Below are 25,927 nucleotides of genomic sequence, written 5' to 3' on the forward strand. Positions count from 1 at the left end.
TTATGATTTTTTGGAGGATGGCGTATAGTCGCGAGAGCGATTAATTAAAAAAAGCGAAAAATAAGGACCTGGCTGTGCATCGAGAAGCGAGATGTCATAAATAATTTTTTGCTTTTCCTGCCCGGCATATTCGAGGTAACAAGCATCTTGAGTACGGCCCGCTTGAGCTATCAGTTGTAACAACTCAGATCGCCGTCTGCCCGGCTTCATGATCGCAACATTGTCAAAATGGCTTAACGTATGCAGGATGTCTTCATCGGATCGTCGGCCTGAAATAACCGCCAGGTTTTCCGCTAGCAAGCCCAACGGTTTTCCTGACAAGGCTGACGATGCGTTGATCGAAGTCACGCCAGGCACAATTCCGATCGGGTATCGATCATTCAATCGATCGTGCAGATAGGCGAATGAGCCAAAGAAAAACGGATCGCCCTGACACAAAAACCCAACGTCTTGCGCCTGATCAAGATGGTCGGCGATTACCCGAGCGGCCTCATCATAAACCGCATTGGCAACCTCCCGAGTCTCGCACATGGGCATTATAATTGCGTACTCTTTTTGGTCAGGATGGGTTGCCGCGGACACTGCCGCCGAAGCAATATCCCGGGCCATGGAATGGCCGCGCTCACTACGCAGATACGTTATCAGATCGCATTGCCGGATAATGCGCAACGCTTTTAGCGTCAACAGTTCCGGATCGCCGGGGCCGATGCCGACGCCGTAGAAAGTGCCCGAGGTTTTATTCAATGCCGCCATCTTGCCAAATCATGGTTTAAGGCATTTTGCCAGCACCACCGGCGATAGCGCTTTTTGATGGTCGCTGTCGGGCAAATTTTTTGAAATCTGGATTTCAATCCATTCCCGCCGCACCTTGCCACGGGTAAATTCTTCTAATGACAATCGACTCGACGCGGTAACTGCCGAAGCCACCAACTTGCCACCGGGTTTAAGCCGTTGCCAGGCATATTCAAGCATTCCACTCAAGCCATTGCTGCCGCCAATAAACACGCAATCAGGATCAGGCAACGATGCACAACAGTGCGGCGCCTCGCCTTCAATGACGGTTAAATTCAACCGGGTGCCGAAGCGCTCGCTGTTGGTTTGTATATGTTCGATACGTTCAAGGTTCCGCTCAATCGCATAAATCCGACCTTGGTCGTTCCAGCGTGCCCATTCGACGCTGACGCTGCCACATCCGGCGCCAATATCCCAGGCAATCTCACCGTTGCCGGGTTGCATTAATGACAAAATTGCAAGACGAACTTCACGTTTGCTGATCATGCCAAATCCGGGTTGCGCTCCGGTGGAAAAGAAATGGTCGGCGATGCCCGGAAAAGCGGGCAGAGCGGGAGGGTTGCCGTGCAGATGGATGACACAAACATTGAGCGTATGGAAACTTTGTTGCAAGGTCGCCAACTCGGCCGCGCGATATTGTGTTACTCGTTGTTGTTTGCCGCCCATGGCTTCGCAAACCCAAATCCGTGATTCAGGAAAACCCTGATGCAACAGCTCTTGTGCAATAGCGACCGGATTGGATTGCTGGTCGGTAAAGGCGGCGATGAGCTGTTGATCCTTTAAATAACGCCGAAGTGCGCTTAGAGGCCGCCCATGCAGGCTGATTATTTGCGCGCTCTGCCAAGGCAAGCCAAGATGATGAAAACACGCTTGAACGCTGGAAATATTCGGATGGAAAATTAAATGGGTGTTGCCGACCAGCCGAGTCAGCCAACTGCCGATGCCATGGAATAGCGCATCACCGGAGGCTAAAACCGCGATCGACTTTTGCTGATTACGCGCAAGCTGGTCGGCCAACCCGCAAAAAGGGGAGGGGAAAATCAGTTTTTCCGCAACGGTTGCAATATGTGTAATTTCATCAAAATGGCGTGCCGAGCCGAAAATTATTTCGGCTTGCTGAAGTGCAATATCGGCCGCTGGCATCAGCACGCTACGCTCGTTGCAACCCAGGCTGACCACACAAATCGGGCGGCCTCGCCACTGGATTGGTTTTGATTTGAGCAGCTTGAAATAAATGCCCGGCATGTTTAGATCAATCGGGGTTGAATCGGTCACGGTCATAAAATCAACTGCCCATTTTCACGGTCGCGAGTCATTTTTCAATCTGACCAGTGTATTGAATGCACCCGCCGCCAGCGCGCTGCCGCCGACGCGGCCTTCCAGGGTAATACATTCTATGCCTAATTCACGATAGTGATTCCAAAGATAATTCTTCGACTCCGGCGCACCGACAAATCCTACCGGCATGCCGATTACCAGAGCCGGTTTGACAGACCCGCTTTCCAGCATTTCCATCAGTCGAAACAATGCGGTTGGCGCGTTGCCAATAATGGCAATGCTGTTTTCCAGATAAGGTTTCCACAGCGCCAGCGCCGACATGGTTCGGGTTTCTCCAGTTGCGACAGCGCGCGCAGCCGTCTTGTGGTGATTGAGAAAGCACAGCGGATCGCCGGTTAAGCCGCGTTTGGTTAAACCCTGTTTCACCATTTCCACATCGCACAATACATTGCAGTTACGGTTCAGCGCATCGATGCCCGAATCAATGGCGGCGGAGCTGATACGCACCTGCCGGGCAATTTCAGGATTCCCGCAGGTGTGCACCAGCCGCATAACGATCTGCTGTTGCCGTTCATCGAAACCAGAAAAATCAGCAGCGGCGCGGACTAACTGCAACGATTGCGCCTCAATCTCAGCAGGGTTTTTAAGATAATCGTCCAATGTTAGCTTCCAGTACGGCGCATAATTCCGAGAGTAATATTGTTATTTGCACTGTGATTTATAGCAGCGACTAGCGCGTCTATTTCGTTGAAACTTTGATCAACTTCAACCAGAGCGGGGCGCGCCTGAACAAACACCGGAATATTCAGGTCAAGGGCGGCATCAAGTTTCCGGGAAACTCGGCTACAGCCGCTATTCTTGCTAATCAGCGCATCCACCTTGTGTTCCAGCATCAGCGCTCGCTCGTCGGCATAGCTAAATGGGCCGATCGCAATAATTTGAATAATGCCCTCGGTTTCGGGAAATGGGCGGGCGCTGCGAACAATCCATTGTTGTCCTGGTTGCCCTTGTTGCCTGACAGGGGGTCTCTGCTCAGCAAACTTCAGGGCGCTGATGCCGATACTAAAAAACGGCCGATGGTAACGAATGATTTGCGGAAATAGATCATCCCAGTTATTGTAGCTATGCCAATTGGGGTAATCCGCTGGATTCCATCCTGGGCGATTGAACCGCCAGCAGGGGATAGCAGTTTGTTTAGCGGCCTGCACCGCATTAGCGGAAATCTCCACCGCATATGGATGCGTCGCATCCAGCAATAATTCGATGTGGTGATGAGCGCAATATTCGGACAGACCCTGCGCGCCACTCTTGCCGGCGTGACTAAATCCACCAACATGAATTTCGCACGGCAAATCCGGTTGGCGCACCAGCCCGACTAAACTATAAATAACGATATGGCCGTGGTCGATTAGTTTCCTGGCAAGGAGCTTGGATTCGGCAACGCCACCGAGGATAAGAATTTTCATGTCCTGGTTATCATGTTTTGGTCTTGGTCTTCAACACCCTGATAGTCATCGCCTGCTGACGATACGAAACTGGTGCCGACGCAGTTTCCGGCTTTATCGATGCAGTAAACATCTATATGCACTTTGTTTTGGGCCGCCTTTAAGGCGGTCTGACGCGCCAGTTGGCTGATCTTATTCGCTAACGGAATGGCGTCTGCCTGACAGTATTTCAGTGCCGCCAAACTGGTGTTGGCGTGTTCGATCTTGTCGGTTAACGCCTTGCCAGCACCCAACTCATCAGCCAATCCGGCGAGAAAGCTAAAATCAATCGGCCAGTCATGGCTGTGCAGCGAGTGATGTCCGGCTGCCATTTTGCTCATCTTTCCGAAGCCGCCGCATAGCGATAATTTCTTCATCGGGACTTTTCGTAAATGCTTAAATACAGCACCGGCGAAATCACCCATTTCCACCAGTGCAATTTCTGGTAGTTGCAAACGTTTTTGAATATAGTGTTCGCTGGTAGAACCCGTGCTTGCTGCGATATGCTCAACCCCATTGGCATGAGCGACATCGATGGACTGATGAATCGAGGCGATAAAAGCTGAGCAAGAATACGGCTTGACGATGCCGGTGGTGCCGAGAATCGACAGGCCGCCCACGATTCCAAGTTTTCCGTTCATCGTATCGAGCGCGATCTTTGCGCCATTGAGCACGCCGATATGCACTTCAAATCCGCCCGCATAACCACTTTCATCGGCCAGCAAAAGCAGGTGTTCGGTCATCATTTTGCGCGGCACCGGGTTGATGGCAGGCTCGCCAACGGCAATGGACAACCCATCCCGAGTGACCGTGCCGACGCCTGCAGCCGCATGAAACCGCACCCCGGCGACAGCCGACAATTCAACCTCTGAAAATATAGTCGCCAGATGAGTGGCATCCGGATCGTCTCCCGCATCCTTGATCGTGCTGGCGATAGCCCTGCGCTCGCCGATGCGCTCACAGCGTTCGAGTTTGAAGTTCACCTGCTTGCCGCTGGTCTGATTCTCGCTGGTCTGACTTCCCCTAGTCTGACTTCTCTGGGGAAGCACGATGCGCACACGTTCACTGAATATATTGTTTATCAGCAGATTGGCAGCGGCCAGCGATGTCGCCGTGGCGCACGCTCCGGTGGTGAATCCACTGCGAAGTTTTTGTTTTGTTTCCGATGATTCCTCGCGCATAGCGGAAATCTACGCGAACAGCCAGTAACAACCAACGGCGATGGACACTGAGGCCACGGCCATTCGACTAAACCGGAATAATTTTTGTCCAAACCCGGCGATCCATTTTTGCAGTTGTCCGAAAAATAATCCGAATACCAACATGGCACTCAGCACACCCAACGAAAACAACCCGACATAGCTTAATCCAATCCATGGGCCAATCCATCTGCCGGTTGTTTCCATAGCGGGAATCAACGCCAGAACAGGCGCGCTGCCGGCAAGACCATGAGTAGTGCCTACAAGCACGGATTGATGGGTGTGATGGGTTTTGCCGGTATTGAACAGATGGACATGCGTTATTGCATCGTGGCTATGCACTTCCAGAGATAATTTGTGTCGACGTATCTGCCAGAATATCCAGGCGCCAAGACCAATCAAAACAACGCCGATAAGTTTTTCGGCGAAATCGGCGACAATAGCGGGAATCTCAATTTTTGCGAATATCAACAATGCCGCGAGCGCGAACAATACCGCGCCATGACCCAAAGCCCAGGTGCAGCAAAAACCCATCATATGCTTGATCGACCATCTATTTGGATTTTGAATTCCGCCGGATGCCTGAGAATGTGCCAGCGCGGACACCGCCATGATGTGATCGGCATCCAGCGCATGCAGCAAGCCGAAGCCGAAACCCAGAGTAAGTATGCTATATAAGACAGACGGTTCCATAAAACTGTTTGAACAATGAAGTTAAATTACAACCAGGCTATTTTATCACAGCAAGTCACCACAGCAGGCCGCCGCAAAAATGTCCTGCCAAATGGCCCACCAAATGGCTAGGCGCAAAACCAATCAATGTATGGCGACTATGATCGCAGCTCCCGGTTCGGGCCAGGGTAAAACCATGTTGACCGCGGCGTTGGCGCGGCGGCTGGTGAACCAGGGAGAGCGAGTCCAGATATTTAAGCTCGGGCCGGACTATTTGGATCCTACTATTTTGGAAGTGGCTTCAGGGCAGCCGGTTTATAACCTCGATCTTTGGATGATGGGACAGCGGCATTGTAAACTGCTGCTGGCGCAAGCATCTGCCGATAACGACATCATTCTGGTAGAAAGTTTGATGGGCTTGCACGACAATGACCCCAGCAACGCGCTACTCGCTAAATTATTTAACTTGCCGATTACGTTGGTCATTGACGTTGCCAAATTCGCGCAGACGGCGGCCGCAATCGTGACGGGAATGGCGCGCTATGGCGTAGGCGCCAATATAACCGCAGTCATCGGCAATCGAGTAGGCAGCGATAACCACGATCGGTTAATGCGCGAAGCAGTCGGCGTTCTCTATGCCGGAAGTATCCGGCGCGATCCCAGAATGGCGCTGCCTGAAAGGCACTTGGGATTGGTACAGGCACAGGATATCGACGACCTCAATCAGCAGCTTGATCAGGCAGCCCAGGCGATCACTGATTTTGGTATCACCGATTCATTGCAGCAGGTTTCATTGCCTCATGTCGAATTACCCGCGTCCGAAGAGGATGCAATCCCGGCCACGCTGTTTTCTGGCCGGTTTTCTGGCCAGCTTTCTGGCAAGGTCATCGCCATTGCCCAAGATGCGGCATTTAGTTTTATTTACCCAGCCAATCTAAATCTGCTCGAAAGTTTGGGCGCCAAGTTGGTGTATTTTTCACCCATTGCCAATCAGCCACTACCCCCATGCGATGCACTCTGGCTACCAGGCGGCTATCCTGAACTGCATATCAATACATTGACCTGTGCCGATCAAACACGAGCAGCAATCAAACTGCATCAGGATGCAAACAAACCCATCCTGGCCGAATGCGGCGGCATGATGTATCTGTGCAACACCATAACCAATGTTGATGGCATCAGCGGATCAGGGTGCGGATTGTTTGACGCGCACTGCCACCTGCAAACCCGATTCCAAAGCGTGGGATTGCAAAGCGTTGATTATGGACAGGGAAAAATAAATGGGCATTCATTCCACCATTCCAAACTTGTAACCTCGGTTTCTCCAGTAAGATACGGATTAAAACAACACGTCAATCAAGGCGAGGGCGAACAAGGCGAGGCGGTTTATAGTCACGGGAAAACCATCATGACTTATGTGCATCACTATTTTGCGTCCAACCCGGCGGCAGTGGCGGCAATTTTCGGTTGAGGATCATCTCCTGTGTGTGTACCGACCAAGTTTAGCGGCGCAAAGCGAGGAGCAACGCTTTTTATCGTCCGGGCGAATTTGCCTTGTTATGCTTTTGGGTGACAGTCATTATTGTTACTCATAACTTTAGCCCCCTGTTTAATGGATCTACTTCCTCACTGAAGTACCGGCTTTTGTTTTTTCTCGCTACTACCATAAAGCATACTTAACCATCCGGAGTAAAATGCCGATTGCCGATAGAACAAGCATTATGGCTATTTTTATGGTTCCGCGGAATCCGTTGATATTGACCTGGGCAAACATTGAACAAGTCTTGAACCAAACAATAATCACAAAGTATTTGAGATAAGGATATAGAGAATGACCAAGGCAAATCCTCCACCTATCCATGTGAATGTTTCACCTAACATAGGCAGTCATCAATCATCATGCGTTATCTTCTTGCCAGGATGTTCTGCATTTTTTCGATTCATCCCATTGCTCTTCCATCCAGCGAATTCCTTTTGCCGTTTTGTCCATCACATTCTTGGTTTCGTTCTTTAATGAGGCATTTTTTAGTTCATCCTGATATAACTTTCTGTTTTTCACTCATAATTTTCGCCTATGTTGTATCTGTATGATTTTATAATACCACTCTTGTTTTATTCGTCGGTTGCACCTAACTGTATTTCCACTTCATACCTTCCATGTCCATCTGCATCCTGCAACAACAAATCTAACCGACCAGCACCAATATGACTTCTTTCTTTATCTTTTAGAATGACATTACCAACACCGATAATTGAAGGGTCGTCAGCAATAATGTCCTGCAACCATCTTTCATTAAGCTGTGGATGGTTTTTCAAATTCACCGTTTTAAGTTTGATGTGTTTCATATCTTTCTTTGGGTGCTAACACCTCAATCAGCCGACGCTTTTTAGCGGTCGGCTGATTGAATTGTTAGAAATTTTAAAGCGCAGTGGCTAGTGGCTCATACTCATAACTATCATTACCAATATTGGATATGTCATTTATCGAGTCGATATCAAATTTGTTCTCCCAGGAATCAAGTTTGTTTTCATTTGCATCTAAAAAAGGCTTTTCTCCAGGATTACGTTTTTGCCATTCAGACCAAATTCGGTCTATTTGCGCATGGTGCATCCAAAATATTGGGTCATTTGGTGATATCCGCGTGTTACCCATATCGCCCCCTACCCAGCCGTGTCCCCGGTTATGCGGCTCACGCTCTAGAAAATGTGAAAACACATAGTAGTCTCCTTCAAACTCTTCAAGAGCTTGAGTTTGGGTGGGAGTAGAAAACCATTCCGGACGACCTGTTCCATCGTTCGGCTCACCTGGCAATCGACCTAAAGTCCTTCCGCTAGACAAACCAATAATATTTCTAACTCCAACGAGTCGGCCAGCGTCATTATCCCAATCCCAATATAGTATAGATAATTCTGTATTGACGTTTCTTAATTCTCGCTCAAACGCTATCAAAAATGCTCGGTGCCATGCCAGAAATCTGCGATATCCTACTGGGCCGTACATTGAACCATGCATTCTATGCCGTGTTCTATTCAGTCCATCAGGATCTCTTTCCATAGCACCATGAATATCTACAAGAGATTTATAGACACCACTATTTATCATCCCATTGATGGCCGACCTAAATTCGTGCCATTTATAAAACGCTACATTGCTTTTTCTCAAAATTGCTATTCGTTTTCCTCCTTTAGTTGGCTAAGATTTTTTCTAACGCCTTGCTAAGGGGCTGGCGAAGCAGCGCGTAGCCAGTCCCACGGAAGCCACGCCTTTTGTGGCTGGAGTAAACTTGAGCAACTTGTTATATCTACTGCCAATTACTAATATTATTGCATCTATCATTCGTGGATTCAACTCGTAAGTGCAACAGTTAACGAAGTCTTGGTATTAAAAAAGACCTCATGGGGAGTGCGAAAGCCCAAGGTCTTTCTTGGGCGGTGGCTAAATTTATCCATGGCATGCTTGATTTCGACGTTGCGCACGGCCGTCGGCTCCCGCTGTTTCGGGAAGTATTGGCGAATCAGGCCATTGGTGTTCTCGTTCAGTCCGCGCTGCCACGAGGCATAAGGATGAGCGAAGCATATCCGCGCCTCAAGGTCTCTGGCCATTGGCATGGTAACTGAATTCGCGCCCGTTGTCATATGTGATGGCATGAACCTGGTTGATATGCGGTGCCAGCCCCGCCGTGACTGCGTTGCGCACGGCCTCGGCGGTCTTGCGCAGGACTGCGCGGATAATGGTGTAGCGGGACTTGCGCTCCTCCTGCTTTGTTGGGTCGAGAAAGCCACGATGTTACCGCAGATTGCCTCTTCCAACACTATGGATCTGCACTTGCTAGTTGAATTCAAGAGTGTTGAACTAGTTGATGGTTTGAGAAATGCAACAAATAGCGGTATGGCATTTGGGAGTGCAAGGTTTAAGGAGCAAGTTGAACAACTTTATCAACGAAGAGTGAAGCCAAAAAAACTTGGTCCCAAGCCCCAATAATTTCTACTCTGACCCTGTTCTCCCGCCTCGCAAACATTTTCATAGTGCAGTCCACCGTCGGGTTGTCCGCTGAATACAACAGTGTTTTTTACATCCACGGGCTTTATAACCTCGTGGGCAAATAGTCAGGGAGACTTCATAATATTCGTTGAAATCTACAGAATGCCAATACGCATTCTAGTAGTGATAACACCGTAATCAAAATCATCAAATGCAGCATACTAAACTCACTAATCAAAATACCTGCAATCAAGGGAAATCCAAAAACACCTAGAAAGTAGGATATCCCAAAAAATTGCATGGTCTGAGGCATAATATCCTCGCGTGCTTCATTCGCAGCCATCGCTTTAACGATAGGATAAGAGACTCCATAACCAATGCCAAATAATAATGCGCCCGCAATATACAACCATTGACTATTATCCAAATAGATAAATACTAATATACTTATCGACATTATCGCCAAAAGTACAAAAATAACAAAATATGGCTTGTCTCCGCCAATAAACTCCGCGAAAATAACTCTACATACAATCACGGTAATCGTGTACGTAATAAAATAGATAGAATAATCTTGCCCCTTTTGGATAGCATACTCTGTCTGAAAATTGGTTACTCCTGCAAATACGCTAGCGCCTAATCCGACCATAACTATTGGTACTATTGCTTTAGATTTTAATAGCTGCCTTAACGAAGCATAAGTTAACTTTGCCTGCTTAGACGAGCCTTGGTTCTCTGTTTCAGATTCTTTAGTAGCAAAACTTAACGCATAAAATATAATAGTGCTAAAAATACATAAAGCCGCCGTAAGTTGAAATACAGCATTAATACCGTAGCCTAACTGATCGAGATATTTTCCAATAATAGGGCTTAGCCCAAAGCCTGCCATGATAAAGACGGATAATAAGGTAAAGTAACGAACCCTTTCCTCCGGATCAGTCATTGTTGTCAGAACCACTGGTGTCAAGGTATAAAACAAGCCCCACCCTATACCTAATAAAGCTCCGGCCAAGTATGCAAACAAAGTAATGGACGAAAGTATTGAAAATAAGTAAAGCGAGGAAGCAATAATTATTCCGCTGTAGGCAATCGTTTTTATTCGACCACGTCTGTCCGTCATATGACCAGAATATAAGACGGTTAGTATCGTCATTATTGCGGTACAAAGAAGCACAGTACCTACATCTTTTTCATTCCCTCCTATATTCGAGAATAGAATCGGCAGCAGAAATGTCAGTCCATATGTTCCCGCCTGGAAGAATGTCGCTATAAAAAACCAACAAAAAAACCATTTTCTAGAGATTTTTGTCATTGTGCTATCCATATCCAGTTAACTTGTCCGTAGTGATGCAGGGAGGCATGCATTCAAATCCTTGTATGAAATTTTGCCTCTAACAGGCGAGGTATCAAAACTTCCAATTAAAGCTGGCTTCGATAAAAAGTCATCGCCATTAGGTGAGCCAGTGTGCCCGAGGTTGTTCCACAGCCAGTTTCCTAGTTTTGGCATTATTGGATATGCAACGTACGCTAACCCTTTAGTCCACCAATAAATATCTGAAGGATTGCTAATAAATACCTCGAATTTTTCTAGCCAACTATCTAAAGCTGCAATCACCTAGGATAACTGAAAACGACCTGGAGTCAATGCAATGGATTGATTCTGAAGAGCAAATTCCAGTGAATGCAATAAATAGTCCCTAGGACAATGGCTCACGTTTTTATTTTGCTCAAAGTTATTACGTAAAAATTCCACACATACTTCCAGCTTTTCAATCAAATCGTTAGAAATCTCTACAAAAGACTTAACGTTGAAATCTTTAACTGAAAATTCTGGATTTATTCGTGTCATATAGGCACGAAATAAATCAGTGTGTGGTCTCTAAATTCTAACGCAACACCTATAGTATGAATACAACAATATCGAGCGAGGCGTTGAAGAATGAAGGTTTATCATCGTCTAAGCTTGGTGGAGCGAGAAGCCATCGGCGCATTGTATCATTGTGGCGCGGGCGTCCGTGAAATTGCCCGGCAACTTTATCGCAGTCCATCAACCATCAGTCGTGAACTCAACCGCAGCAAGAGCGGATTTTATTACTTGGCGGTCACCGCGGACAACAAGGCTCGGCGGCGATGTTATCGTCGTTCGGGCAAGTTGTCCAAAGACAAGGGTTTGCGTTGGGTCGTCATCAACGGACTTCGCAAGCAGTGGTCGCCGGCGCAAATCAGCGCCAAGCTCAAGCTGGATTATCCTGGGGATGAACGCATGCGCGTGTGCGCCGAAACCATCCACACGTATTTGTATGCGTTGCCTCGGGGGGGGTCTGCGTCAATCCCTGTTGCGTTGTTTGCGGCAGCATCGAAAGGCGCGGCGGCCCCGCAGCCGGGGCCTTGACCGGCGGGGTCGGATTCCAGAGATGATCAGTATTGAGGAGCGGCCGGCGCAAGTGGCTGAACGCACTGTGCCCGGGCATTGGGAAGGCGACTTAATCCAGGGCGCTCACAATCAATCCGCGCTTGGCACGCTGGTTGAGCGCACCACCCGGACGGTGTTGCTGGCGCGCTTGAAGGGACAGGACGCCGAAACGGTGCGCAAGGCGTTTGCGCGCAAACTGCGAACGATACCGAAACAGATGAAACTGACCCTGACCTACGATCAGGGCAAAGAGATGGCGGCGCATCGCTTGTTCACCAAAGAGACCAACATGCAGGTCTATTTTGCCCATCCGCGCAGCCCATGGGAACGCGGCGCCAATGAGAATGCCAACGGCTTGATCAGGCAGTATTTTCCGAAAGGCACGGACTTTAATCAAGTCAGCGCTTATGCAGTGCGCAAGGCTCAAGATCGATTAAATGGACGACCGCGTAACGTGTTAAACTGGAAAACGCCTTTTGAGGTTTTTAATGAACTGTTGCAATAGAAACTAGAGACCACCCAGCATTTTAAAAGATGCACCACACACCAAAAGACAATAAGGTTTATCCTTATCAGCGTCATAATACGAATTGCCATAATAATAAGGAGGAAGGCTGTCGCACCATTCCTTATCAGTGTAAGAAAAAACCTGAACAGGAACAAAAAACACAAACAACAAACTGAGCAAAAAAACATTTTTCATAACTAACCTCTTACTCTGTAGGGTTTGTACATACATTCTCCAAGACAATTGTAAATGATTTATGTGCAATATAATGCGTAAAACAACAACTTGCAAGAGTATAAGAAGTATTAATGGGGTGTCGAGAGTAATTGGTCGTCCAGAAAATAGTTTCGGGTACTGAAATGGTGGAAGACGGCTCGCACAGTGCCTGCGGTTAGTACTCTCGTCGCCTCGGGAACTTGTTAGACATATTTATTTGCTCCAATGACCTATACCCCCTTTGTTTTTTGCCTAACGCCAGCGTAAAGAGGACGACGTAGTATTTCCCTCTTGACCCATTTGTTAGCAGTTATTTCACTTCGACAACATCAAGCACTTTTCTCTAATGTGGTTTCTACTCCCTGCCTTACATGTGTTATTAATATTAACCAACATAAAATGGGCCATTTGTATATTCACTTTGTGACGTTTTATAATATATTGTAAAAGCTTACTATGTTGAGAAACGCTATTAACACTTACATAAACAGGTCTCCCTATCGTTTTCTTGTTTTCTTCTGGAGTTTTTATAGCTATATCTTCTTTTTCAAAGACGTATGCATCTGGATCGGTAGGTTCATTAGATTGAATGGTAAATTTAACTTCATTAATATCAAGCCCCGGTTGATTTACGGCCCCGCTTACGCAGTTAAAATCTTTTCTTACCTTAATGACACTTTCTTCCTCATTCCCCCTTTCCCTCATTATCACATTATAAAATAGGTAAGAATTATTTTTTGTACTAATTGTGACTATTGTCTCATTGTCCACACCAACACTACCTTCAGCCCCAACATCTACCTTGATAAACGAATTAATAATCTTTGCTGCTTGTGATTCTCTATTCACCCCTACACGTCCGCCTAGTTTTCCTTCAATATACTTTTTATTTACATTTTCCAGCCCACACTCAAGATAAAAAAGCGTGTCAGGCATATACTCAAACTCCATTAAAGGCATTTCCTTATTCAATAAAGTAATATATCCAAGATTCTCATAGTGGTTTAGTTCTGCTTTTGAAATACTAAAGTTTGCACTTACTACGTCAAGGCCATAACTTTCGATGGTATTTTTCGTCGAATCATCTAGCTGTGCTTCCAGCCAAAACCAGTCGCTAGAATCTTCTTTTGGTTTAAAAGAGTAAATCCAACCCTTGCCAATCTTTGGGGTAGACCCTTCCAGTTGCTCTGCATTTATTTCTTTTTTAAAACGACATCTTTCGTTTTCAACTTTGATCCTATCTTGTTCATTTAAGCACAGTATGTTTTTATGTAGAATAAGTTTGTTGTTACCTTCTTTAGGCGGCATAACCACTCCTTTAAAAGGTGCAACGCTTTGCCTGCTCCTTCCTTGTATATTTACTGTTTTCTGTACAAGAACTCTGTGGCCAAAATGCGTTAATACTTCATTATATTTCTTCATAACATCATGAGGTTTCGATTCCAATATAATTGTTCCTGTCGGCAAATACCCAACTACCGGATATTTATTATTAAAAGGATCTGGATAAGGCGATAGAACCCAAGATCCTTCCCTAAGTATTCCATCACTGTTAATCTCACTTACAGCTATCCCTATGTTTGCTAATAATAAGCATAGAGCTAACAATGTAATCTTTATAATCTTCATTTATAACTCTTTTTTGGGTCTGGTGAACTTCATATAGGATTTTTTCTTAATTTCAATAGTGCTTTAGCCTAACATTATATTGGCTGAAGTTCACCAGACCCCTCTTTTTATTACTGCTAACGTTGCAAATCAGCGGCAGTAAAAAGCAGAGCGAGGAACGAGCGTCGCTTTTTGCTGTTCAAGTGCTTGCGATTGTTAGAGAAATTTTCACTTGAGCAAGAAATACAGAACAACAATCACACCGACAACCCACCAAATTGCAGACGAGCCACTCTTTTTCTTGGACTTTGACGCTCTTCTTCGCTTTGGCGCTTCATCTTCAAGTTGCAGATTTACTTTTATTACATGCTCATTGCTTGAATGATGCTCTGATTCTTCTATTTCCCAACTTGGCTTAAAATCGCCAATCACATATCTATTGATTTTCTTGATAACTGGCTTCACCCCAAGAGCTACTTCTTTATAATCACCGTTCACTTCTTCATAGTTTGTTCGATACTGCCAATTGCTATCTCTTTTTGGGTTTATGCTGTCGGGAAGTTTATCTAGTGTTTCAAGAACACGTTTTCTATCAAGAACTGGACATAATTCATTTTCTTTTAATGTGAGTTCTAATTCATGTTTAATTCTATCTTTGTCGAAGTACCAAACTCCTGATTTATTGAACTCACCGTAATCAAGCCATCCACCGCCTCATTCATTGATGGGCATATTTAGCCTCTTGCATCCCCAGATATTGACTTCATATTCGTGCTCGCCAAAACAGAACTGTTCAGGTTTGTATGCTTTTTGTCTATTTCTATAACAACCAACACCATAATAGATTAGATCTTTCTTGGTGGCGGTGTGACCGTTAATTAGCATTTGAGAGGATTTCCAGCTACCAACCAACTCAAATAGATTGATAATCAAATCAACTTCTGTGATTCGAAGACTAATCTTATGCTGAGTCTGTTTGCCTTTATCAGAAGTGGAATAAGACGGTATGTTTTTACATATTTCTACTGCTTTAGTGAAATTTGGCGATGAACTTTGACCAAACGAAATTTCAACATTAGCTATTTGTGACTCTGTAGCAGGAACGAATACTCGATCTGCCTCAGTAACTGGATCGCCACACTGTGGGCAGAACTTCGACCCTTCATTTATTCCAGATCCACATTTATCACATACTAACATTTTGATTATTCCCTCGATTTTTTCTTTTCTCTAACATTAAATATAAGGCATTATTGCCTTTGTATGCTGTATTAAAATAAAACTATGTATTTTCTCATTACTATTAATTAAGGGTCTTGACTAGTCAAGACCCTTAATTAAATCTTATCAACAACACTTAACGATTGGTATGTATTTTAAAAACCTGTCAATAACTAATTTAATGCTGTGACCATTATAACCAAAAATAAAACTCTACTGCAAAAAATGCGAGAGACATTACGCTGGCAAGGTTATGTTTATGCCACTGAAAATATTTATTGTGATTGGACGGCTAAATTTATTAAATTTCACGGTTTGAAAAATAGAGAAGCATTATTAAGTTTTGCAACAACCAACAACCATTAGAAGGGGTGAAAAGCACTCGTTCTCGCACAGAGCTTAGAATTCTTGTTATGCTAACCAAGGAATAGGTAGGGCAAGTTTTGACTTTAATTGATGGTAGCACAGGCATTATTGTTAAACTTTTGTTACGGGTGGTTTGCGGATTTCAGAAGCAGTGCGTATTAGGGTGGCTGATATTGATTTTAGTTTTAAACAAGGGTCATGACAACTTAAGCGGCTCTTTTCTAAACATCCCCAGCAATATTTTGGCGAATTTATGGTTGCCATGATGCACCCTGAAAAGCTTTTTATAACCAAAGTCCACCAAGCCATTATACCCTTTCCAGCCATCGGAATGAATCACGCTGTCAATGCTTGCCTTGCCCTTGATAATGCTCTGCAGCGTGGCTGCGGAGCAATCAGGCACGATTTCGGCATACCCCCGGTCGCCTCTTTTCAGCAAACCAAAAACAATGGTTTTGCCGAGCGCGCCACGACCGCGCCGACCCTTGACGCGGCGCGCGCCAAAGTAGCTCTCATCCACTTCAATTTGACCCTGCAACGCAGAGGCCTGCCGCTGACAGCAGGTGGCTATTCTCAACCTGATCGCCATGAGATGTTTATTGATGGTCTGCCAGCTCAGGCCAGTCAGCGCCGCTATTTGCACCGCGTTTATATCCACAGTAAAATACCTGACAAGCTCCCTGAATTTCCTCTCAGAAATGCGCGAACGAATCACATACTTGTTTTTTACTGCCATAACAACACTTTAGCACGATTTTAAATATGCTTAAGTTGTCATGACCTTTAAACAAATAGCAGTTCGTGATGGCAAGGGTAACAAAGACGGAGTGGTGGAAACCACGATAATCTATACGCATGTGTTAAAGTCTGGTGGACAAGGGGCGTAAAGTCCGTTAGGTGTTTCGTAAAAAATTAGGAAATGAGGTATAGAATTCACGGAATATTTTTTAAGGATTTCATTCAGTCATCATGACAGCCACCATGGAACAAGCGCTTGAGATTTTAAAACAACGATATGGATATCCGGCCTTTCGTGGGTCGCAAGCGGCAATCATTGAGACTGCATTGGCGGGACGCGACTGTGTTGTATTGATGCCCACTGGCGGCGGCAAGTCCATCTGTTACCAGATTCTCGGGATACTTCGCGAGGGACTTGCACTGGTTGTTTCTCCGCTCATCGCGCTGATGCAGGATCAGGTTTCGGCATTGCGTCAACTGGGTTTTAATGCCGTATTTTTAAACTCCACCCTTTCATTTCACCAGCAACGTGAAATTTTTCGTCAGCTTGAGTCCGGTCAGCGGGACAATGAATCAGGTAATAAATTAGAAATCCTTTATGTCGCGCCAGAGAGATTACTGCAACCCGATACACTACGGCGGCTAACGCAAATAAAACTGTCGTTGATCGCCATTGATGAAGCCCACTGCGTTTCCCAGTGGGGCCACGATTTCAGACAGGATTACCTTTCCCTGGATACCTTGGCGCAGCATTTTCCGCAAACACCGAGGATGGCGTTGACGGCGACTGCCAATCAACGAACGCGTGAGGAAATTGTATTCAGACTGGCTTTGAAAAAACCCGAGTTTTTTATCAGCAGTTTTGATCGCCCCAATATCCGCTACTTGGTACAGCCAAAACTGGATGCTCGTAAACAACTATTGACCTTTTTGCAAACCCATCAGCATGAATCCGGAATTATCTATTGCCTGTCGCGCAAAAAAGTCGAGCAAACTGCCGAATGGTTGAACAACAAAGGATTTCCAGCCTTGCCTTATCATGCCGGGTTTGACAGCCAGACGCGCGCAAGCCGTCAACAACGCTTTCTCGTTGAGGAAGGTGTCATCATGGTTGCCACCATTGCGTTTGGCATGGGCATCGACAAACCTGATGTCAGATTTGTGGCGCACCTGGATTTGCCTAAAAGCATCGAATCCTATTATCAGGAGACCGGCCGCGCCGGTCGTGATGATTTGCCGGCCGAGGCCTGGATGGTTTATGGATTGCAGGATGTCGTTCGGCTATCGCAAATGCTGGCCGAGTCGCAGGCCAATGAACAATTCAAACGAGTAGAGCGCTCCAAACTGGATGCCTTGTTGGGTTGGTGCGAAGTCAGCTGTTGCCGCCGTATTGCGTTGCTGGATTATTTTGGAGAATCACGCCCGCCCTTAGAACAATCGCCTTGCGGAAATTGTGACATCTGTTTGATGCCGCCGGAAACCTGGGATGCGACCCTGGATGCACAGAAACTGCTGTCCGGTGTCGTCCGAACCGGGCAGCGTTTCGGCGCCATTCATGTCATAGACGTGCTGAGGGGAAAAGCCACAGTTAAAGTAAAACAACATCGACATAACCGGCTTAGCACCTTTGGATTGGGTCAGTCAGATAGCGCACAACATTGGCGGTCGGTCATTCGGCAGCTCATCGTTCAGGGATACTTGTATACTGATGCGGAGCGATATGGCGCGCTGAGGTTGACCGAAAAGAGTCGTCCCTTGCTTCGTGGAGAAACCGCATTGACGCTACGCCATGATGGCGTTGTTGCCAAGAGCCAAAGCAAAGCCCATAGCGATGACCATAGCGATGACCAAATTAAACGCAGGCGCAAAGATACGCCGACCGCCTTGCCTGGCGTGATATCTGGCGGGCCCGAGGAATTCCCGGAATTGTGGGACGCGCTGAAACGCTGCCGTATGGCGTTTGCCAAACAAAATGGCGTGCCGCCTTATGTTATTTTTCACGACAGCACCTTGAAGGAAATGATGCTTCTGCGCCCAAAGACGCTGAGCGAACTGCTGACCATTAACGGCGTCGGCGATACCAAACTGGAACGATATGGCGAACGATTTCTAGGTGTTATTGCAGACCAAGCTTGATCGCCTGTTTTGAATTCTGGCGCCAGCCACCGCAATACGAGTTGTTAAGACCACTCCCCCTGCGTTCAAAATCAAACCAGCGCCAGAGATCAAAAAAGAAGGATTTTATGACAGTAGTTTGGCGATTGCGCGGGGATTTGATGGAAAGTAGAAATGCAAATAACTGGCGGTAACATTGCCCGTTTGATAGATCGGTTCTCCTGCGGCGGAGTGGCGCAGTCTTGTGCCGAATGCAATCGGCTTCGCCGTATTTTCACAGCGGGTGCGGTGATGGGCGTGGGCGCGAAGTGGGCCCTGGGGCAGGGCGGCAATTTGCATGCCCTGGCAGCCGCCACGCTCGCGCATAATGCCATCGCCCGGCAAAATAGCCATCATTTCCGCTCGATTACCATGCACGTCGGTAAGGGAATTCATCAGATAAAGCATGCCGCCACACTCCGCCAGAATTTTCTTTCCGCTGGCGTGAAATTCCTTGATTTGTTGTCTCATGGCATGGTTGGACGACAATTTTTGGTGGTGCAGCTCCGGGTAACCGCCGGGCAACCATAATGTGTCCACCGATGGAATTTCCCGGTCGTTTAACGGCGAAAAGTAAACGCAGGAGGCACCCATTTGTTCTAGTAATTTTATGTTTGCGGCATAAATAAAAGAAAAGGCGTCGTCCCTGGCTATGCCGATGGTTGATCCACCGAGCAGCCTTTCTGGTTCGGTAGTGTCATGCTCCTCAAACTCTACTTGAGCGGGTACTTTTGTCAGGCCAGATTGCGCCATCACCTCGGCAAGCGCATCCAATCGCTGATCGATATCGGCCACTTCGTGGGGAGGCACCAGGCCCAGGTGCTGCTCTGGAAGAGCGATATCTGGATGGCGACCAACACAGCCCAGCAGTTCAACCTGATGTAGTTTGTCTTGGTGTGGCATTGATTCAGAAATCAGTTGCTGGTGTCGTTCGCCAGCCACCGCATTGGCGATCACCCCGGCAATCTCCAGCCGCGGCCGATGCGTGGCTAACCCCAAGGCAACGGCGCCGAAGGTCTGCGCCATGGCACGGGCATCAATCACGATGGCGATGGGAATGCCAAAATATTCCGCCAGGTCAGCGCCGCTGGGATCGCCATCGAACATGCCCATAACGCCTTCAATCAGAATAAGGTCTGCTTCGCATGCGGCTTGATATAAAATATGTTTGCATTCGGCCTCGCCCACCATCCACAAATCAAGCTGGGTCACGGGCTTGCCCGAAGCTTGTTGCAGAATCAGCGGGTCGAGATAGTCAGGGCCGGTTTTAAAAACCCGCACCTCCTGACCCTGGTTGCGGTGGTATCGGGCGATACCGGCGGTGATGGTGGTTTTTCCCTGGCCGGAAGCAGGCGCACAAAAGAACAGGGCAGGGCATTTGACTTTTGCCGGAGTTGCCCGGGTTATCCGGGTTACCTGAGCTGCCTGGTTTACCATTCGATACCGGGTTGCGCTTTTACGCCTTTGCGAAAAGCATGCTCAATGTCTGCGATTTCGCTAATCGTGTCGGCAACGTCCATCAGCGCACGGTGCATGGTGCGCCCGGTAATAATGACATTTTGATTTTCAGGGCGCGCTTTCAACGCCGCAACCACAGGTTCAACATCCAGATATTCATACTTAAACATGTACGACATTTCATCGAATACCAGAATATTATAGCGTTCGTCCTGTAGCATTTTCTGCGCTATTTGCCAAGCCTGCGCTGCTGCTGCAATGTCCTGATTTTTATCCTGGGTTTCCCAAGTAAAGCCATGTCCCATTACGTGGAAATCCACGCTCGGGTGATCTTTGAAGAACCGGTATTCGCCGGTTTCTTTTCTGCCTTTGATGAACTGAATCAAGCCCGCTTGCTGGCCATGACCCAGTGCGCGAACCAGCGTGCCGAATGCCGACGAACTCTTGCCTTTGCCATTGCCTTTCATCAGAATCAAAACCCCGCGTTGTTCATTGGCTTTGGCTATGCGCTGGTCAACCACAGCTTTTTTCTTTAGCATCCTGGCGCGGTGCCGGTCATCCCCGCTGCTATCGTTTTTGTGGGTATCGGTCATCAGCGCACTCGTAATTCAGGCAAGCGGCAATTTGGAGACATGAATATATTGTGCGGATATTTGTTCCGCCAACTGCTTGCCCTGTCCAAGTTTAATACGACTCGATTCAATATCCACTATGGTTATTGGGTAAGCTGACAACAAGGCATGGTGCATCGCCGATTTGTTCAATCTGCCGTCGGTCACCAGAAAAATTGAACATTCGAAGTGCCGGTAACGCTGGCGAGCAAGCAGGTTCCCAGCATAATTTAGCGCTGCTCCTGCCGGGGTGCCACCACCGGCGCGAATCGAGTCCAGTTTATCCTGAATATCATGGGGCGCGCGTTGCGGATGAAGCAAAGTGCTGACTCGATCATTGCCAAAAGTAATAATACTCAGTTGTCGTCGTTTTCGATAACTGCTTTGTGATAACGCTTTCAGCATACCTTTGGCCTGACTTAACCCCTGTCCGCTTAATGTTGATGCGGATATATCCAGCAACACCAGATCGAGTTCGATGGAAACCGATCGGGGGTAACGAAATTTCAAGCTATGATGCCTGTTCCGGGATTTCAGGTTACGACATTTTAAGCCACAATATTTTAATTTGGCGAAACGGTGATTCATTCCCAAGGTTCGGAACCAGTCTATCGGGCGTTTGTTATTCTTGCATTTGTTATTGATGGGTTGGCTGGTAAAACGTGGGGACAGCGATTCGCCTTTTCGGTTGCCCGCATAGACTGATTGTGCTGATGCCGATGTCGTGCCGTTAATGCTGGTTAGCAATGGTTTTCGCGCCGGCAGCAGGGGCATCAGGCGAGCCGGCGCTGTGGCCGTTGATACCGTGTCCATCGCACCCCAGCAGCCTTGTACACGTGATCCTTGTATAGCTGAGCCTGGTATCGATGAACCCCCCTGATTCCGGGCAGCAGGATCGTCGGGAGCATTGTCCGATGCCCCGCTGTTGTCTGGTGGCGCCGGTTGTTTGCGCTCGGGTGACTGGCGGCGATGCGCCAATACCAAAGGCGCTACCTGCTCCAGATCAGACGCAGATACTTCGAGTTGCTGATTCAATGCTGCGTTGGCGCAACTTGCACGGTGCATGGTGAGATCCGCCCGAAAACCTTCAACGTTGGCGTCAGCACAACGTTGCGCGATCTGAGCGCTAATCGAATCAGGCATAGCCACGGAAGACAAATTGTTTTTAGCCCACTCAAGTTTATCTCGAAGTAAGTCTTGTTCAGCCTGATTGCGTTGGATAAACTTATCAGGATTCCGGTCATAGGCTAATCGCTGTCGAACGACTTGTTTTCGCTGTGCCAATGAAAACGTGGTTGCAACCTGCGCCATCAGACCAAACCGGTCCAGTAGCTGAGGCCGAAGTTCGCCTTCGTCAGGATTCATCGTGCCGACCAGTGAAAATTTGGCGTCATGTCTGTGGCTGATGCCATCTCTCTCGACAAGATTGATGCCTGATGCAGCGGCGTCCAGCAGCAGGTCGACTAAGTTATCTGTGAGCAGATTGACTTCATCAACGTAGAGAATACCGCCGTTGGCTTTTGCTAACAGACCTGGCCGGAACGCGACTTCAGAATTGTTCAGGGCTTTTTCCAAATCGAATGACCCGGTGATCATTTCTTCGCTGGCACCCAGCGGCACGTTAACAAACGGCTGATTTTGGGTCAGGTTGGCAAGACCGCGCACCACGGTTGATTTCGCGCTTCCTCGCGGCCCGCTGAGTAACACCCCCCCTATTTGCGGATCGACACTGATCAGTAATAACGCCGTCTTCAATCGATCCTGACCGACAATTGCGGAAAAAGGGAAGTTCGGCTGCATCGATCTTATTATCGCCCTGCCATTATAGTCCTGAGTCAGACCGAGATCAGTCGAATCGCACAAAACGAGTGCTGATGAATCCACTCAGCGAGCCCAGCAGAATACAGAAAATCAGCATGCCGATGGACGACATGATTACAAATTGGTGAGACAATTCGTTCAATGCCGCCACCGCAGAAGGGTCGCTATTGGCGTAACCGTGGATTGGCGTTGAAATAGGAATAAAAGGCAAGGCAATAAAATGGGGCAGGGCAATCATTATAATCCCTAAAAGTTTAACCAGTCTGCCGCCGTAGTAAACAATCAACAATCCTGCGGCGGTAGCGGTCGTAGCAGCAATCCACCCTATTTGACGATGTTCCAGGGGCTGCGCGAGGGCGCCGGGTATTTCCGGTTGAAGTCCCAATAGCGATGGTGCGACAAACATTGCCGCCATCAGTCCAATGCCCCATATTATGCCTGTTTTCCCATTGACTTTGGGTTTGCTGGATTTCAGGTTGTGTAATGACATTGCACAAATCAGCAGCAGGGATAATCCTATGCCGATCAGGATATTGGCGCCGAGAGTGGACAGTATTCGTTGCCTCCGGTCTGCAGGCGCCCAGGATGCATAATCACTGCTGTGTGCATCATCCCGATCTTGATTCTGATACTCACTGACTTCATACACTTCGGCTGCGTAAATAATCGGGTTGATTTTCAGTTGCTGGAAAAGCCCGTATAAAGAGCCGGCGATGATGCCTGCCACCAATGCGGAAAACACGATGTTTCTAAACGTCATTGACTGATAACCCCTGACCGATAAACCCTGAGTAAAGAGTTATACGAATATCTAAGCCGACACCGCAAAGGGTGTCCAGGAAAAACTAAAGCTTAAATACTGCCGACGTACTAGTGACAGGGAAACGCGACCGCGTGACGTCCATCATGGGCCGCATTGTGTGCCAGGTTGATTGAGGCGAAGCCGACCCCATAAAGCATGATCATGCCAAGCAAAATCGCGCCAAAAATTTGAACAATAGCGGACTGCCTAAGGGCAATGAACCTGGCGGCAATGAACCTGGCGGCAATGAACCTGGCGGCAATGAACCTGGCGGCAATGAACCTGACGGCAATGAACCTGACGGCGAAGGATCTGACTGCGATGACTGGACTGCTTGGTACTGCCGCTCCAGAAATTTGTTGCGAAGTTTGTTGCATTTGTGATTTCTCCGGTACACACACACCCGTGTGCAAGTAGTGATTCATTTTAATACGCAATGCAAATCACAAGACAGACAGCAAACGCTGATTATTTGCACTTTGTATCCCAATCAAGCAAGGCTTGGTTCCGGGCTTTATCAAATTCGCATTTGAACCGTTGCGGGGGCAGCGCAGGCTAATCTTGAACTTGCTTGCATTAGCAGGCAATACCACAAAATATCCTGTCTTCCCAATAAACTCTGCCAGTAAACTTTGAAAGAGACCTTGACTTAATCCACTGTATTATAGCAAACATATTGAAAAAGTAATCCAGTTGATTTGTTTCTTTGTGATTTCTTTACTCTGCGGTTTTTTGTGTTGACCGATACCGGTCGGTCTGCGACCGTGTCATTTCAGATATATTTTGCAGACCGCGCATTTATAACATCGCCTTGAAATTGAAATGTATAATCCGCCGATCCAAAAGCACAATATCAATTTTATAATGTCAATTCTAAATGCGCTGCCCGAAAATTCGGGAATAATCATCTGCGGTCACGGCAGCCGGGCGAAAATCGCCGAACAAGAGTTCAGCCTGCTAGTATCGGGTTTGCGCGCCCGCTGCCCCAATCTTCAGATTGAATATGGGTTTTTGGAATACTCTTCGCCGAATATTCACATGGCGCTGGATCGATTGATCGAAAGCGGGGTTAACAATATATTTGCGGTGCCTGGAATGTTGTTCAGCGCAACCCATGCCCAAAATGACATTCCTTCGGTGTTGACCACCTATATGCAAAAACATCCGGGGCTTACCGTTAAATATGGAACTGCATTGGGGTTGCATGATGAAATGATTCAGGCATTTCAGCATCGGATTATGGCGGCGGCGGGATTGGAATGCCGGCCTGAACCGGGTGCGCTATACGACACTCTGCTTGTGGTCGTTGGACGAGGCACCTCGGTCGCGACTGCAAACGCCGATGCCGCGAAACTGACCCGGATTGTGGCCGAGAATATGGGGTTTGGCTGGTGCGAAACGGTGTACGCCGGGGTAACCTTTCCATCGGTGGGGCGCGGCCTGGAAATGGCAGTCAAACTTGGATTCAAGAAGATTGTAGTCGCCCCGTATTTTCTTTTCTCTGGAAGGCTGATTGGGCGCATTAATGCCTATGTTGAAAAGGTCGCGGCAGAAAACCCCGACATAACGTTTATGCTAGCGGATTATTTGCGTGATCAGACGCATGTTATTAATGCATTTATTATCAGAATTGAGGAAGCGGTATCTCAGCCTTCGGAAAATGACGGGTTGATGGAAAACTTCCAGGCCAAACTGGCCGCAGGAGAGACGGCCGTTCATCATCATCATGCTGAATTTCAACTTGAGCACGACCATTCTCATAGCCATGACCACGGTCACAAGCACAAACGTTATCGTCACATTGCCCATCCGCATGGCCCAAGAACCATGATTGATGAGCATGTTTGTTGTTGTTTTATGAGTCAGTTTCCTGAACAAGTCATTGAACAAGAACGGCGGTTGCGGCAAAAACGCGGGCCGCCTGGTGCCGATGATCAAACACCTCAATGCCAAAACCGCTAAAACCAAGTTTTTTGATATACCCTTTTTCACAATATTCTTGGATAGGGCATAAACGTCTTTGTATTTAAGGTTATGTATTTGCAATTTGGCTCGTGCCGTTACCTTTAAAGAGAACATGTATAAGGTGCGCTCATGATTGAACTAATCATCGGTGGTGCGCGTAGCGGAAAGAGTGGTTACGCATTGTCCATTGCCGAAGCGCGTGATGCCAATTTGCATTTTATCGCTACCGCAGAACCTGCAGACGATGAAATGACTGCCCGCATCGAACGCCACCAACGCCAGCGAGGGCCGCGCTGGAATTTAGTCGAAGAGCCGCGATATTTGTCGCGGACCACTGAAGATTTCAGCGAAACCGATGTGCTGGTGGTGGATTGTCTCACGCTTTGGCTATCAAACTGGTTATGTTCCGACATGCCACAGCAATGGCACGAAGAAAAACAAAATTTTCAGCATGGTTTGCAGCAGTCCCCGGCGCATTGGTTGCTGGTTAGCAATGAAGTCGGAATGGGCGTTACCCCGACAAACCGTCTCAGCCGACAATTTATTGATGAAAGCGGGTGGTTGCATCAGGATCTTGCACAAATTGCCAGCCGTGTGACCACGATGATGTATGGTATTCCCCAAATATTAAAATCGTAA

General features: G+C 47.4%; 27 protein-coding genes and 3 pseudogenes. 8 read left to right on the plus strand and 22 right to left on the minus strand.

All coding sequences use genetic code 11. The features are described from left to right. The 6 genes from cobI to ACPXXB_RS04085 are packed head-to-tail and all read right to left on the minus strand — an operon-like array spanning position 1 to position 5,446. Entirely contained in the window at positions 1-753 is a 753-nt protein-coding gene (gene cobI, locus ACPXXB_RS04060) for a precorrin-2 C(20)-methyltransferase (protein WP_423909654.1), read from the minus strand. 9 nt (positions 754-762) lie between these two features. Then, positions 763-2,067 carry a precorrin-6y C5,15-methyltransferase (decarboxylating) subunit CbiE gene (gene cbiE / locus ACPXXB_RS04065; RefSeq protein WP_423909657.1) on the minus strand — a complete coding sequence of 435 codons (1,305 nt, stop codon included), beginning with the start codon at positions 2,065-2,067 and terminating at the stop codon, positions 763-765. 24 nt (positions 2,068-2,091) lie between these two features. Beyond that, entirely contained in the window at positions 2,092-2,730 is a 639-nt protein-coding gene (locus tag ACPXXB_RS04070) for a precorrin-8X methylmutase (protein ID WP_423909660.1), read from the minus strand. 2 nt (positions 2,731-2,732) lie between these two features. Beyond that, positions 2,733-3,536 (minus strand): precorrin-6A/cobalt-precorrin-6A reductase, encoded by an 804-nt coding sequence (locus tag ACPXXB_RS04075; protein ID WP_423909663.1) that lies wholly within the window; start codon positions 3,534-3,536, stop codon positions 2,733-2,735. After that, positions 3,533-4,735, minus strand: a complete 1,203-nt coding sequence (locus ACPXXB_RS04080; RefSeq protein WP_423909665.1) for a cobalt-precorrin-5B (C(1))-methyltransferase — start codon at positions 4,733-4,735, stop codon at positions 3,533-3,535. Before ACPXXB_RS04080 ends, ACPXXB_RS04075 begins: the two co-directional genes overlap by 4 nt. A gap of 9 nt (positions 4,736-4,744) precedes the next feature. Further along, the gene (locus ACPXXB_RS04085) at positions 4,745-5,446 is read right to left on the minus strand and encodes a sulfite exporter TauE/SafE family protein (protein ID WP_423909668.1); all 702 of its coding nucleotides are present in this window, start codon (positions 5,444-5,446) and stop codon (positions 4,745-4,747) included. A 139-nt stretch (positions 5,447-5,585) separates the two neighbouring features. On the opposite strand from ACPXXB_RS04085, the gene ACPXXB_RS04090 reads away from it, so the two are divergent. After that, complete coding sequence (locus ACPXXB_RS04090) at positions 5,586-6,896, plus strand: cobyrinate a,c-diamide synthase (RefSeq protein WP_423909669.1); 1,311 nt, start codon at positions 5,586-5,588, stop codon at positions 6,894-6,896. A gap of 426 nt (positions 6,897-7,322) precedes the next feature. Here the strand turns inward: ACPXXB_RS04090 and ACPXXB_RS04095 are convergent, their stop codons facing one another. The 4 genes and pseudogenes from ACPXXB_RS04095 to ACPXXB_RS04110 all read right to left on the minus strand — a co-directional run bounded on the left by ACPXXB_RS04095 (position 7,323) and on the right by ACPXXB_RS04110 (position 9,034). Next, positions 7,323-7,484 (minus strand): hypothetical protein, encoded by a 162-nt coding sequence (locus ACPXXB_RS04095; RefSeq protein ID WP_423909672.1) that lies wholly within the window; start codon positions 7,482-7,484, stop codon positions 7,323-7,325. Between the two features lie 56 nt (positions 7,485-7,540). Beyond that, a pseudogene (locus ACPXXB_RS04100) lies at positions 7,541-7,771 on the minus strand (hypothetical protein); the annotation flags it as partial. A gap of 73 nt (positions 7,772-7,844) precedes the next feature. Beyond that, positions 7,845-8,588 carry a tyrosinase family protein gene (locus ACPXXB_RS04105; protein WP_423909675.1) on the minus strand — a complete coding sequence of 248 codons (744 nt, stop codon included), beginning with the start codon at positions 8,586-8,588 and terminating at the stop codon, positions 7,845-7,847. 182 nt (positions 8,589-8,770) lie between these two features. After that, positions 8,771-9,034, minus strand: a complete 264-nt coding sequence (locus tag ACPXXB_RS04110; RefSeq protein ID WP_423909678.1) for a transposase — start codon at positions 9,032-9,034, stop codon at positions 8,771-8,773. Positions 9,035-9,071: 37 nt separating this feature from the next. Between ACPXXB_RS04110 and ACPXXB_RS04115 the strand changes: the two genes are divergently transcribed. Further along, positions 9,072-9,407, plus strand: coding sequence for a hypothetical protein (locus tag ACPXXB_RS04115; RefSeq protein WP_423909681.1), 336 nt, complete (start codon positions 9,072-9,074; stop codon positions 9,405-9,407). Between the two features lie 136 nt (positions 9,408-9,543). Here the strand turns inward: ACPXXB_RS04115 and ACPXXB_RS04120 are convergent, their stop codons facing one another. Both ACPXXB_RS04120 and ACPXXB_RS04125 read right to left on the minus strand, forming a co-directional pair. Beyond that, complete coding sequence (locus tag ACPXXB_RS04120; protein WP_423909684.1) at positions 9,544-10,719, minus strand: MFS transporter; 1,176 nt, start codon at positions 10,717-10,719, stop codon at positions 9,544-9,546. A 303-nt stretch (positions 10,720-11,022) separates the two neighbouring features. Next, complete coding sequence (locus tag ACPXXB_RS04125) at positions 11,023-11,256, minus strand: hypothetical protein (protein WP_423909686.1); 234 nt, start codon at positions 11,254-11,256, stop codon at positions 11,023-11,025. 90 nt (positions 11,257-11,346) lie between these two features. On the opposite strand from ACPXXB_RS04125, the pseudogene ACPXXB_RS04130 reads away from it, so the two are divergent. Continuing rightward, positions 11,347-12,325 (plus strand): annotated as a pseudogene (locus tag ACPXXB_RS04130) (IS30 family transposase). Between the two features lie 3 nt (positions 12,326-12,328). Here the strand turns inward: ACPXXB_RS04130 and ACPXXB_RS04135 are convergent. The 4 genes from ACPXXB_RS04135 to ACPXXB_RS04150 form a co-directional block, all read right to left on the minus strand. Then, entirely contained in the window at positions 12,329-12,523 is a 195-nt protein-coding gene (locus ACPXXB_RS04135; protein WP_423909689.1) for a hypothetical protein, read from the minus strand. Positions 12,524-12,859: 336 nt separating this feature from the next. Continuing rightward, positions 12,860-14,173: a hypothetical protein gene (locus ACPXXB_RS04140; protein ID WP_423909691.1), complete on the minus strand. Its 1,314-nt coding sequence runs from the start codon at positions 14,171-14,173 to the stop codon at positions 12,860-12,862. Positions 14,174-14,380: 207 nt separating this feature from the next. Beyond that, positions 14,381-14,650, minus strand: a complete 270-nt coding sequence (locus ACPXXB_RS04145; RefSeq protein ID WP_423909694.1) for a hypothetical protein — start codon at positions 14,648-14,650, stop codon at positions 14,381-14,383. Positions 14,651-14,866: 216 nt separating this feature from the next. After that, positions 14,867-15,352 carry a zinc-ribbon domain-containing protein gene (locus tag ACPXXB_RS04150; protein ID WP_423909697.1) on the minus strand — a complete coding sequence of 162 codons (486 nt, stop codon included), beginning with the start codon at positions 15,350-15,352 and terminating at the stop codon, positions 14,867-14,869. A gap of 207 nt (positions 15,353-15,559) precedes the next feature. Between ACPXXB_RS04150 and ACPXXB_RS04155 the strand changes: the two genes are divergently transcribed. Beyond that, positions 15,560-15,739: a phage integrase N-terminal SAM-like domain-containing protein gene (locus ACPXXB_RS04155; protein WP_423909700.1), complete on the plus strand. Its 180-nt coding sequence runs from the start codon at positions 15,560-15,562 to the stop codon at positions 15,737-15,739. Positions 15,740-15,983: 244 nt separating this feature from the next. Here ACPXXB_RS04155 and ACPXXB_RS04160 read toward each other — a convergent pair. After that, positions 15,984-16,475: pseudogene (locus ACPXXB_RS04160) on the minus strand (IS1595 family transposase); the annotation flags it as partial. Between the two features lie 233 nt (positions 16,476-16,708). Here ACPXXB_RS04160 and recQ point away from each other — a divergent pair. Next, positions 16,709-18,613: a DNA helicase RecQ gene (recQ, locus tag ACPXXB_RS04165; RefSeq protein WP_423909703.1), complete on the plus strand. Its 1,905-nt coding sequence runs from the start codon at positions 16,709-16,711 to the stop codon at positions 18,611-18,613. Between the two features lie 105 nt (positions 18,614-18,718). Here recQ and ACPXXB_RS04170 read toward each other — a convergent pair whose 3' ends face one another. The 5 genes from ACPXXB_RS04170 to ACPXXB_RS04190 form a co-directional block, all read right to left on the minus strand. Next, positions 18,719-20,068, minus strand: a complete 1,350-nt coding sequence (locus ACPXXB_RS04170; protein ID WP_423909706.1) for a cobyrinate a,c-diamide synthase — start codon at positions 20,066-20,068, stop codon at positions 18,719-18,721. Further along, positions 20,062-20,682 (minus strand): cob(I)yrinic acid a,c-diamide adenosyltransferase, encoded by a 621-nt coding sequence (gene cobO / locus ACPXXB_RS04175; protein ID WP_423909708.1) that lies wholly within the window; start codon positions 20,680-20,682, stop codon positions 20,062-20,064. Before cobO ends, ACPXXB_RS04170 begins: the two co-directional genes overlap by 7 nt. 15 nt (positions 20,683-20,697) lie before the next feature. Further along, a complete protein-coding gene (locus ACPXXB_RS04180) occupies positions 20,698-22,500 on the minus strand; it encodes a VWA domain-containing protein (RefSeq protein ID WP_423909711.1) in 1,803 nt (600 codons plus the stop codon). A 46-nt stretch (positions 22,501-22,546) separates the two neighbouring features. Next, complete coding sequence (locus ACPXXB_RS04185) at positions 22,547-23,281, minus strand: CbtA family protein (RefSeq protein ID WP_423909713.1); 735 nt, start codon at positions 23,279-23,281, stop codon at positions 22,547-22,549. Between the two features lie 110 nt (positions 23,282-23,391). Continuing rightward, positions 23,392-23,616: a CbtB domain-containing protein gene (locus tag ACPXXB_RS04190; protein ID WP_423910938.1), complete on the minus strand. Its 225-nt coding sequence runs from the start codon at positions 23,614-23,616 to the stop codon at positions 23,392-23,394. On the opposite strand from ACPXXB_RS04190, the gene ACPXXB_RS04195 reads away from it, so the two are divergent. The 3 genes from ACPXXB_RS04195 to cobU all read left to right on the plus strand — a co-directional run bounded on the left by ACPXXB_RS04195 (position 23,540) and on the right by cobU (position 25,927). Beyond that, positions 23,540-23,740 carry a hypothetical protein gene (locus ACPXXB_RS04195; RefSeq protein ID WP_423911231.1) on the plus strand — a complete coding sequence of 67 codons (201 nt, stop codon included), beginning with the start codon at positions 23,540-23,542 and terminating at the stop codon, positions 23,738-23,740. The genes ACPXXB_RS04190 and ACPXXB_RS04195 overlap by 77 nt on opposite strands. Positions 23,741-24,187: 447 nt before the next feature. After that, positions 24,188-25,285 carry a sirohydrochlorin chelatase gene (locus ACPXXB_RS04200; RefSeq protein WP_423909716.1) on the plus strand — a complete coding sequence of 366 codons (1,098 nt, stop codon included), beginning with the start codon at positions 24,188-24,190 and terminating at the stop codon, positions 25,283-25,285. Positions 25,286-25,417: 132 nt separating this feature from the next. Beyond that, positions 25,418-25,927 carry a bifunctional adenosylcobinamide kinase/adenosylcobinamide-phosphate guanylyltransferase gene (cobU, locus tag ACPXXB_RS04205; protein ID WP_423909719.1) on the plus strand — a complete coding sequence of 170 codons (510 nt, stop codon included), beginning with the start codon at positions 25,418-25,420 and terminating at the stop codon, positions 25,925-25,927.

It is taken from the genome of Candidatus Spongiihabitans sp. (assembly GCF_965237845.1).
Lineage (GTDB): Bacteria > Pseudomonadota > Gammaproteobacteria > Arenicellales > Poriferihabitantaceae > Spongiihabitans.

Bases quoted from the DNA above. Each gene is read 5' to 3' on its own strand.
- cobI (WP_423909654.1), bottom strand. From the start codon at position 753: ATGGCGGCATTGAATAAAACCTCGGGCACTTTCTACGGCGTCGGCATC.
- ACPXXB_RS04075 (WP_423909663.1), bottom strand. From the start codon at position 3,536: ATGAAAATTCTTATCCTCGGTGGCGTTGCCGAATCCAAGCTCCTTGCC.
- ACPXXB_RS04080 (WP_423909665.1), bottom strand. From the start codon at position 4,735: ATGCGCGAGGAATCATCGGAAACAAAACAAAAACTTCGCAGTGGATTC.
- ACPXXB_RS04085 (WP_423909668.1), bottom strand. From the start codon at position 5,446: ATGGAACCGTCTGTCTTATATAGCATACTTACTCTGGGTTTCGGCTTC.
- ACPXXB_RS04090 (WP_423909669.1), top strand. From the start codon at position 5,586: ATGATCGCAGCTCCCGGTTCGGGCCAGGGTAAAACCATGTTGACCGCG.
- ACPXXB_RS04110 (WP_423909678.1), bottom strand. From the start codon at position 9,034: ATGCCAATGGCCAGAGACCTTGAGGCGCGGATATGCTTCGCTCATCCT.
- ACPXXB_RS04115 (WP_423909681.1), top strand. From the start codon at position 9,072: ATGAACCTGGTTGATATGCGGTGCCAGCCCCGCCGTGACTGCGTTGCG.
- ACPXXB_RS04120 (WP_423909684.1), bottom strand. From the start codon at position 10,719: ATGACAAAAATCTCTAGAAAATGGTTTTTTTGTTGGTTTTTTATAGCG.
- ACPXXB_RS04125 (WP_423909686.1), bottom strand. From the start codon at position 11,256: ATGACACGAATAAATCCAGAATTTTCAGTTAAAGATTTCAACGTTAAG.
- ACPXXB_RS04135 (WP_423909689.1), bottom strand. From the start codon at position 12,523: ATGAAAAATGTTTTTTTGCTCAGTTTGTTGTTTGTGTTTTTTGTTCCT.
- ACPXXB_RS04140 (WP_423909691.1), bottom strand. From the start codon at position 14,173: ATGAAGATTATAAAGATTACATTGTTAGCTCTATGCTTATTATTAGCA.
- ACPXXB_RS04150 (WP_423909697.1), bottom strand. From the start codon at position 15,352: ATGTTAGTATGTGATAAATGTGGATCTGGAATAAATGAAGGGTCGAAG.
- recQ (WP_423909703.1), top strand. From the start codon at position 16,709: ATGACAGCCACCATGGAACAAGCGCTTGAGATTTTAAAACAACGATAT.
- ACPXXB_RS04170 (WP_423909706.1), bottom strand. From the start codon at position 20,068: ATGGTAAACCAGGCAGCTCAGGTAACCCGGATAACCCGGGCAACTCCG.
- cobO (WP_423909708.1), bottom strand. From the start codon at position 20,682: ATGACCGATACCCACAAAAACGATAGCAGCGGGGATGACCGGCACCGC.
- ACPXXB_RS04180 (WP_423909711.1), bottom strand. From the start codon at position 22,500: ATGCAGCCGAACTTCCCTTTTTCCGCAATTGTCGGTCAGGATCGATTG.
- ACPXXB_RS04185 (WP_423909713.1), bottom strand. From the start codon at position 23,281: ATGACGTTTAGAAACATCGTGTTTTCCGCATTGGTGGCAGGCATCATC.
- ACPXXB_RS04195 (WP_423911231.1), top strand. From the start codon at position 23,540: ATGAACCTGGCGGCAATGAACCTGGCGGCAATGAACCTGGCGGCAATG.
- ACPXXB_RS04200 (WP_423909716.1), top strand. From the start codon at position 24,188: ATGTCAATTCTAAATGCGCTGCCCGAAAATTCGGGAATAATCATCTGC.
- cobU (WP_423909719.1), top strand. From the start codon at position 25,418: ATGATTGAACTAATCATCGGTGGTGCGCGTAGCGGAAAGAGTGGTTAC.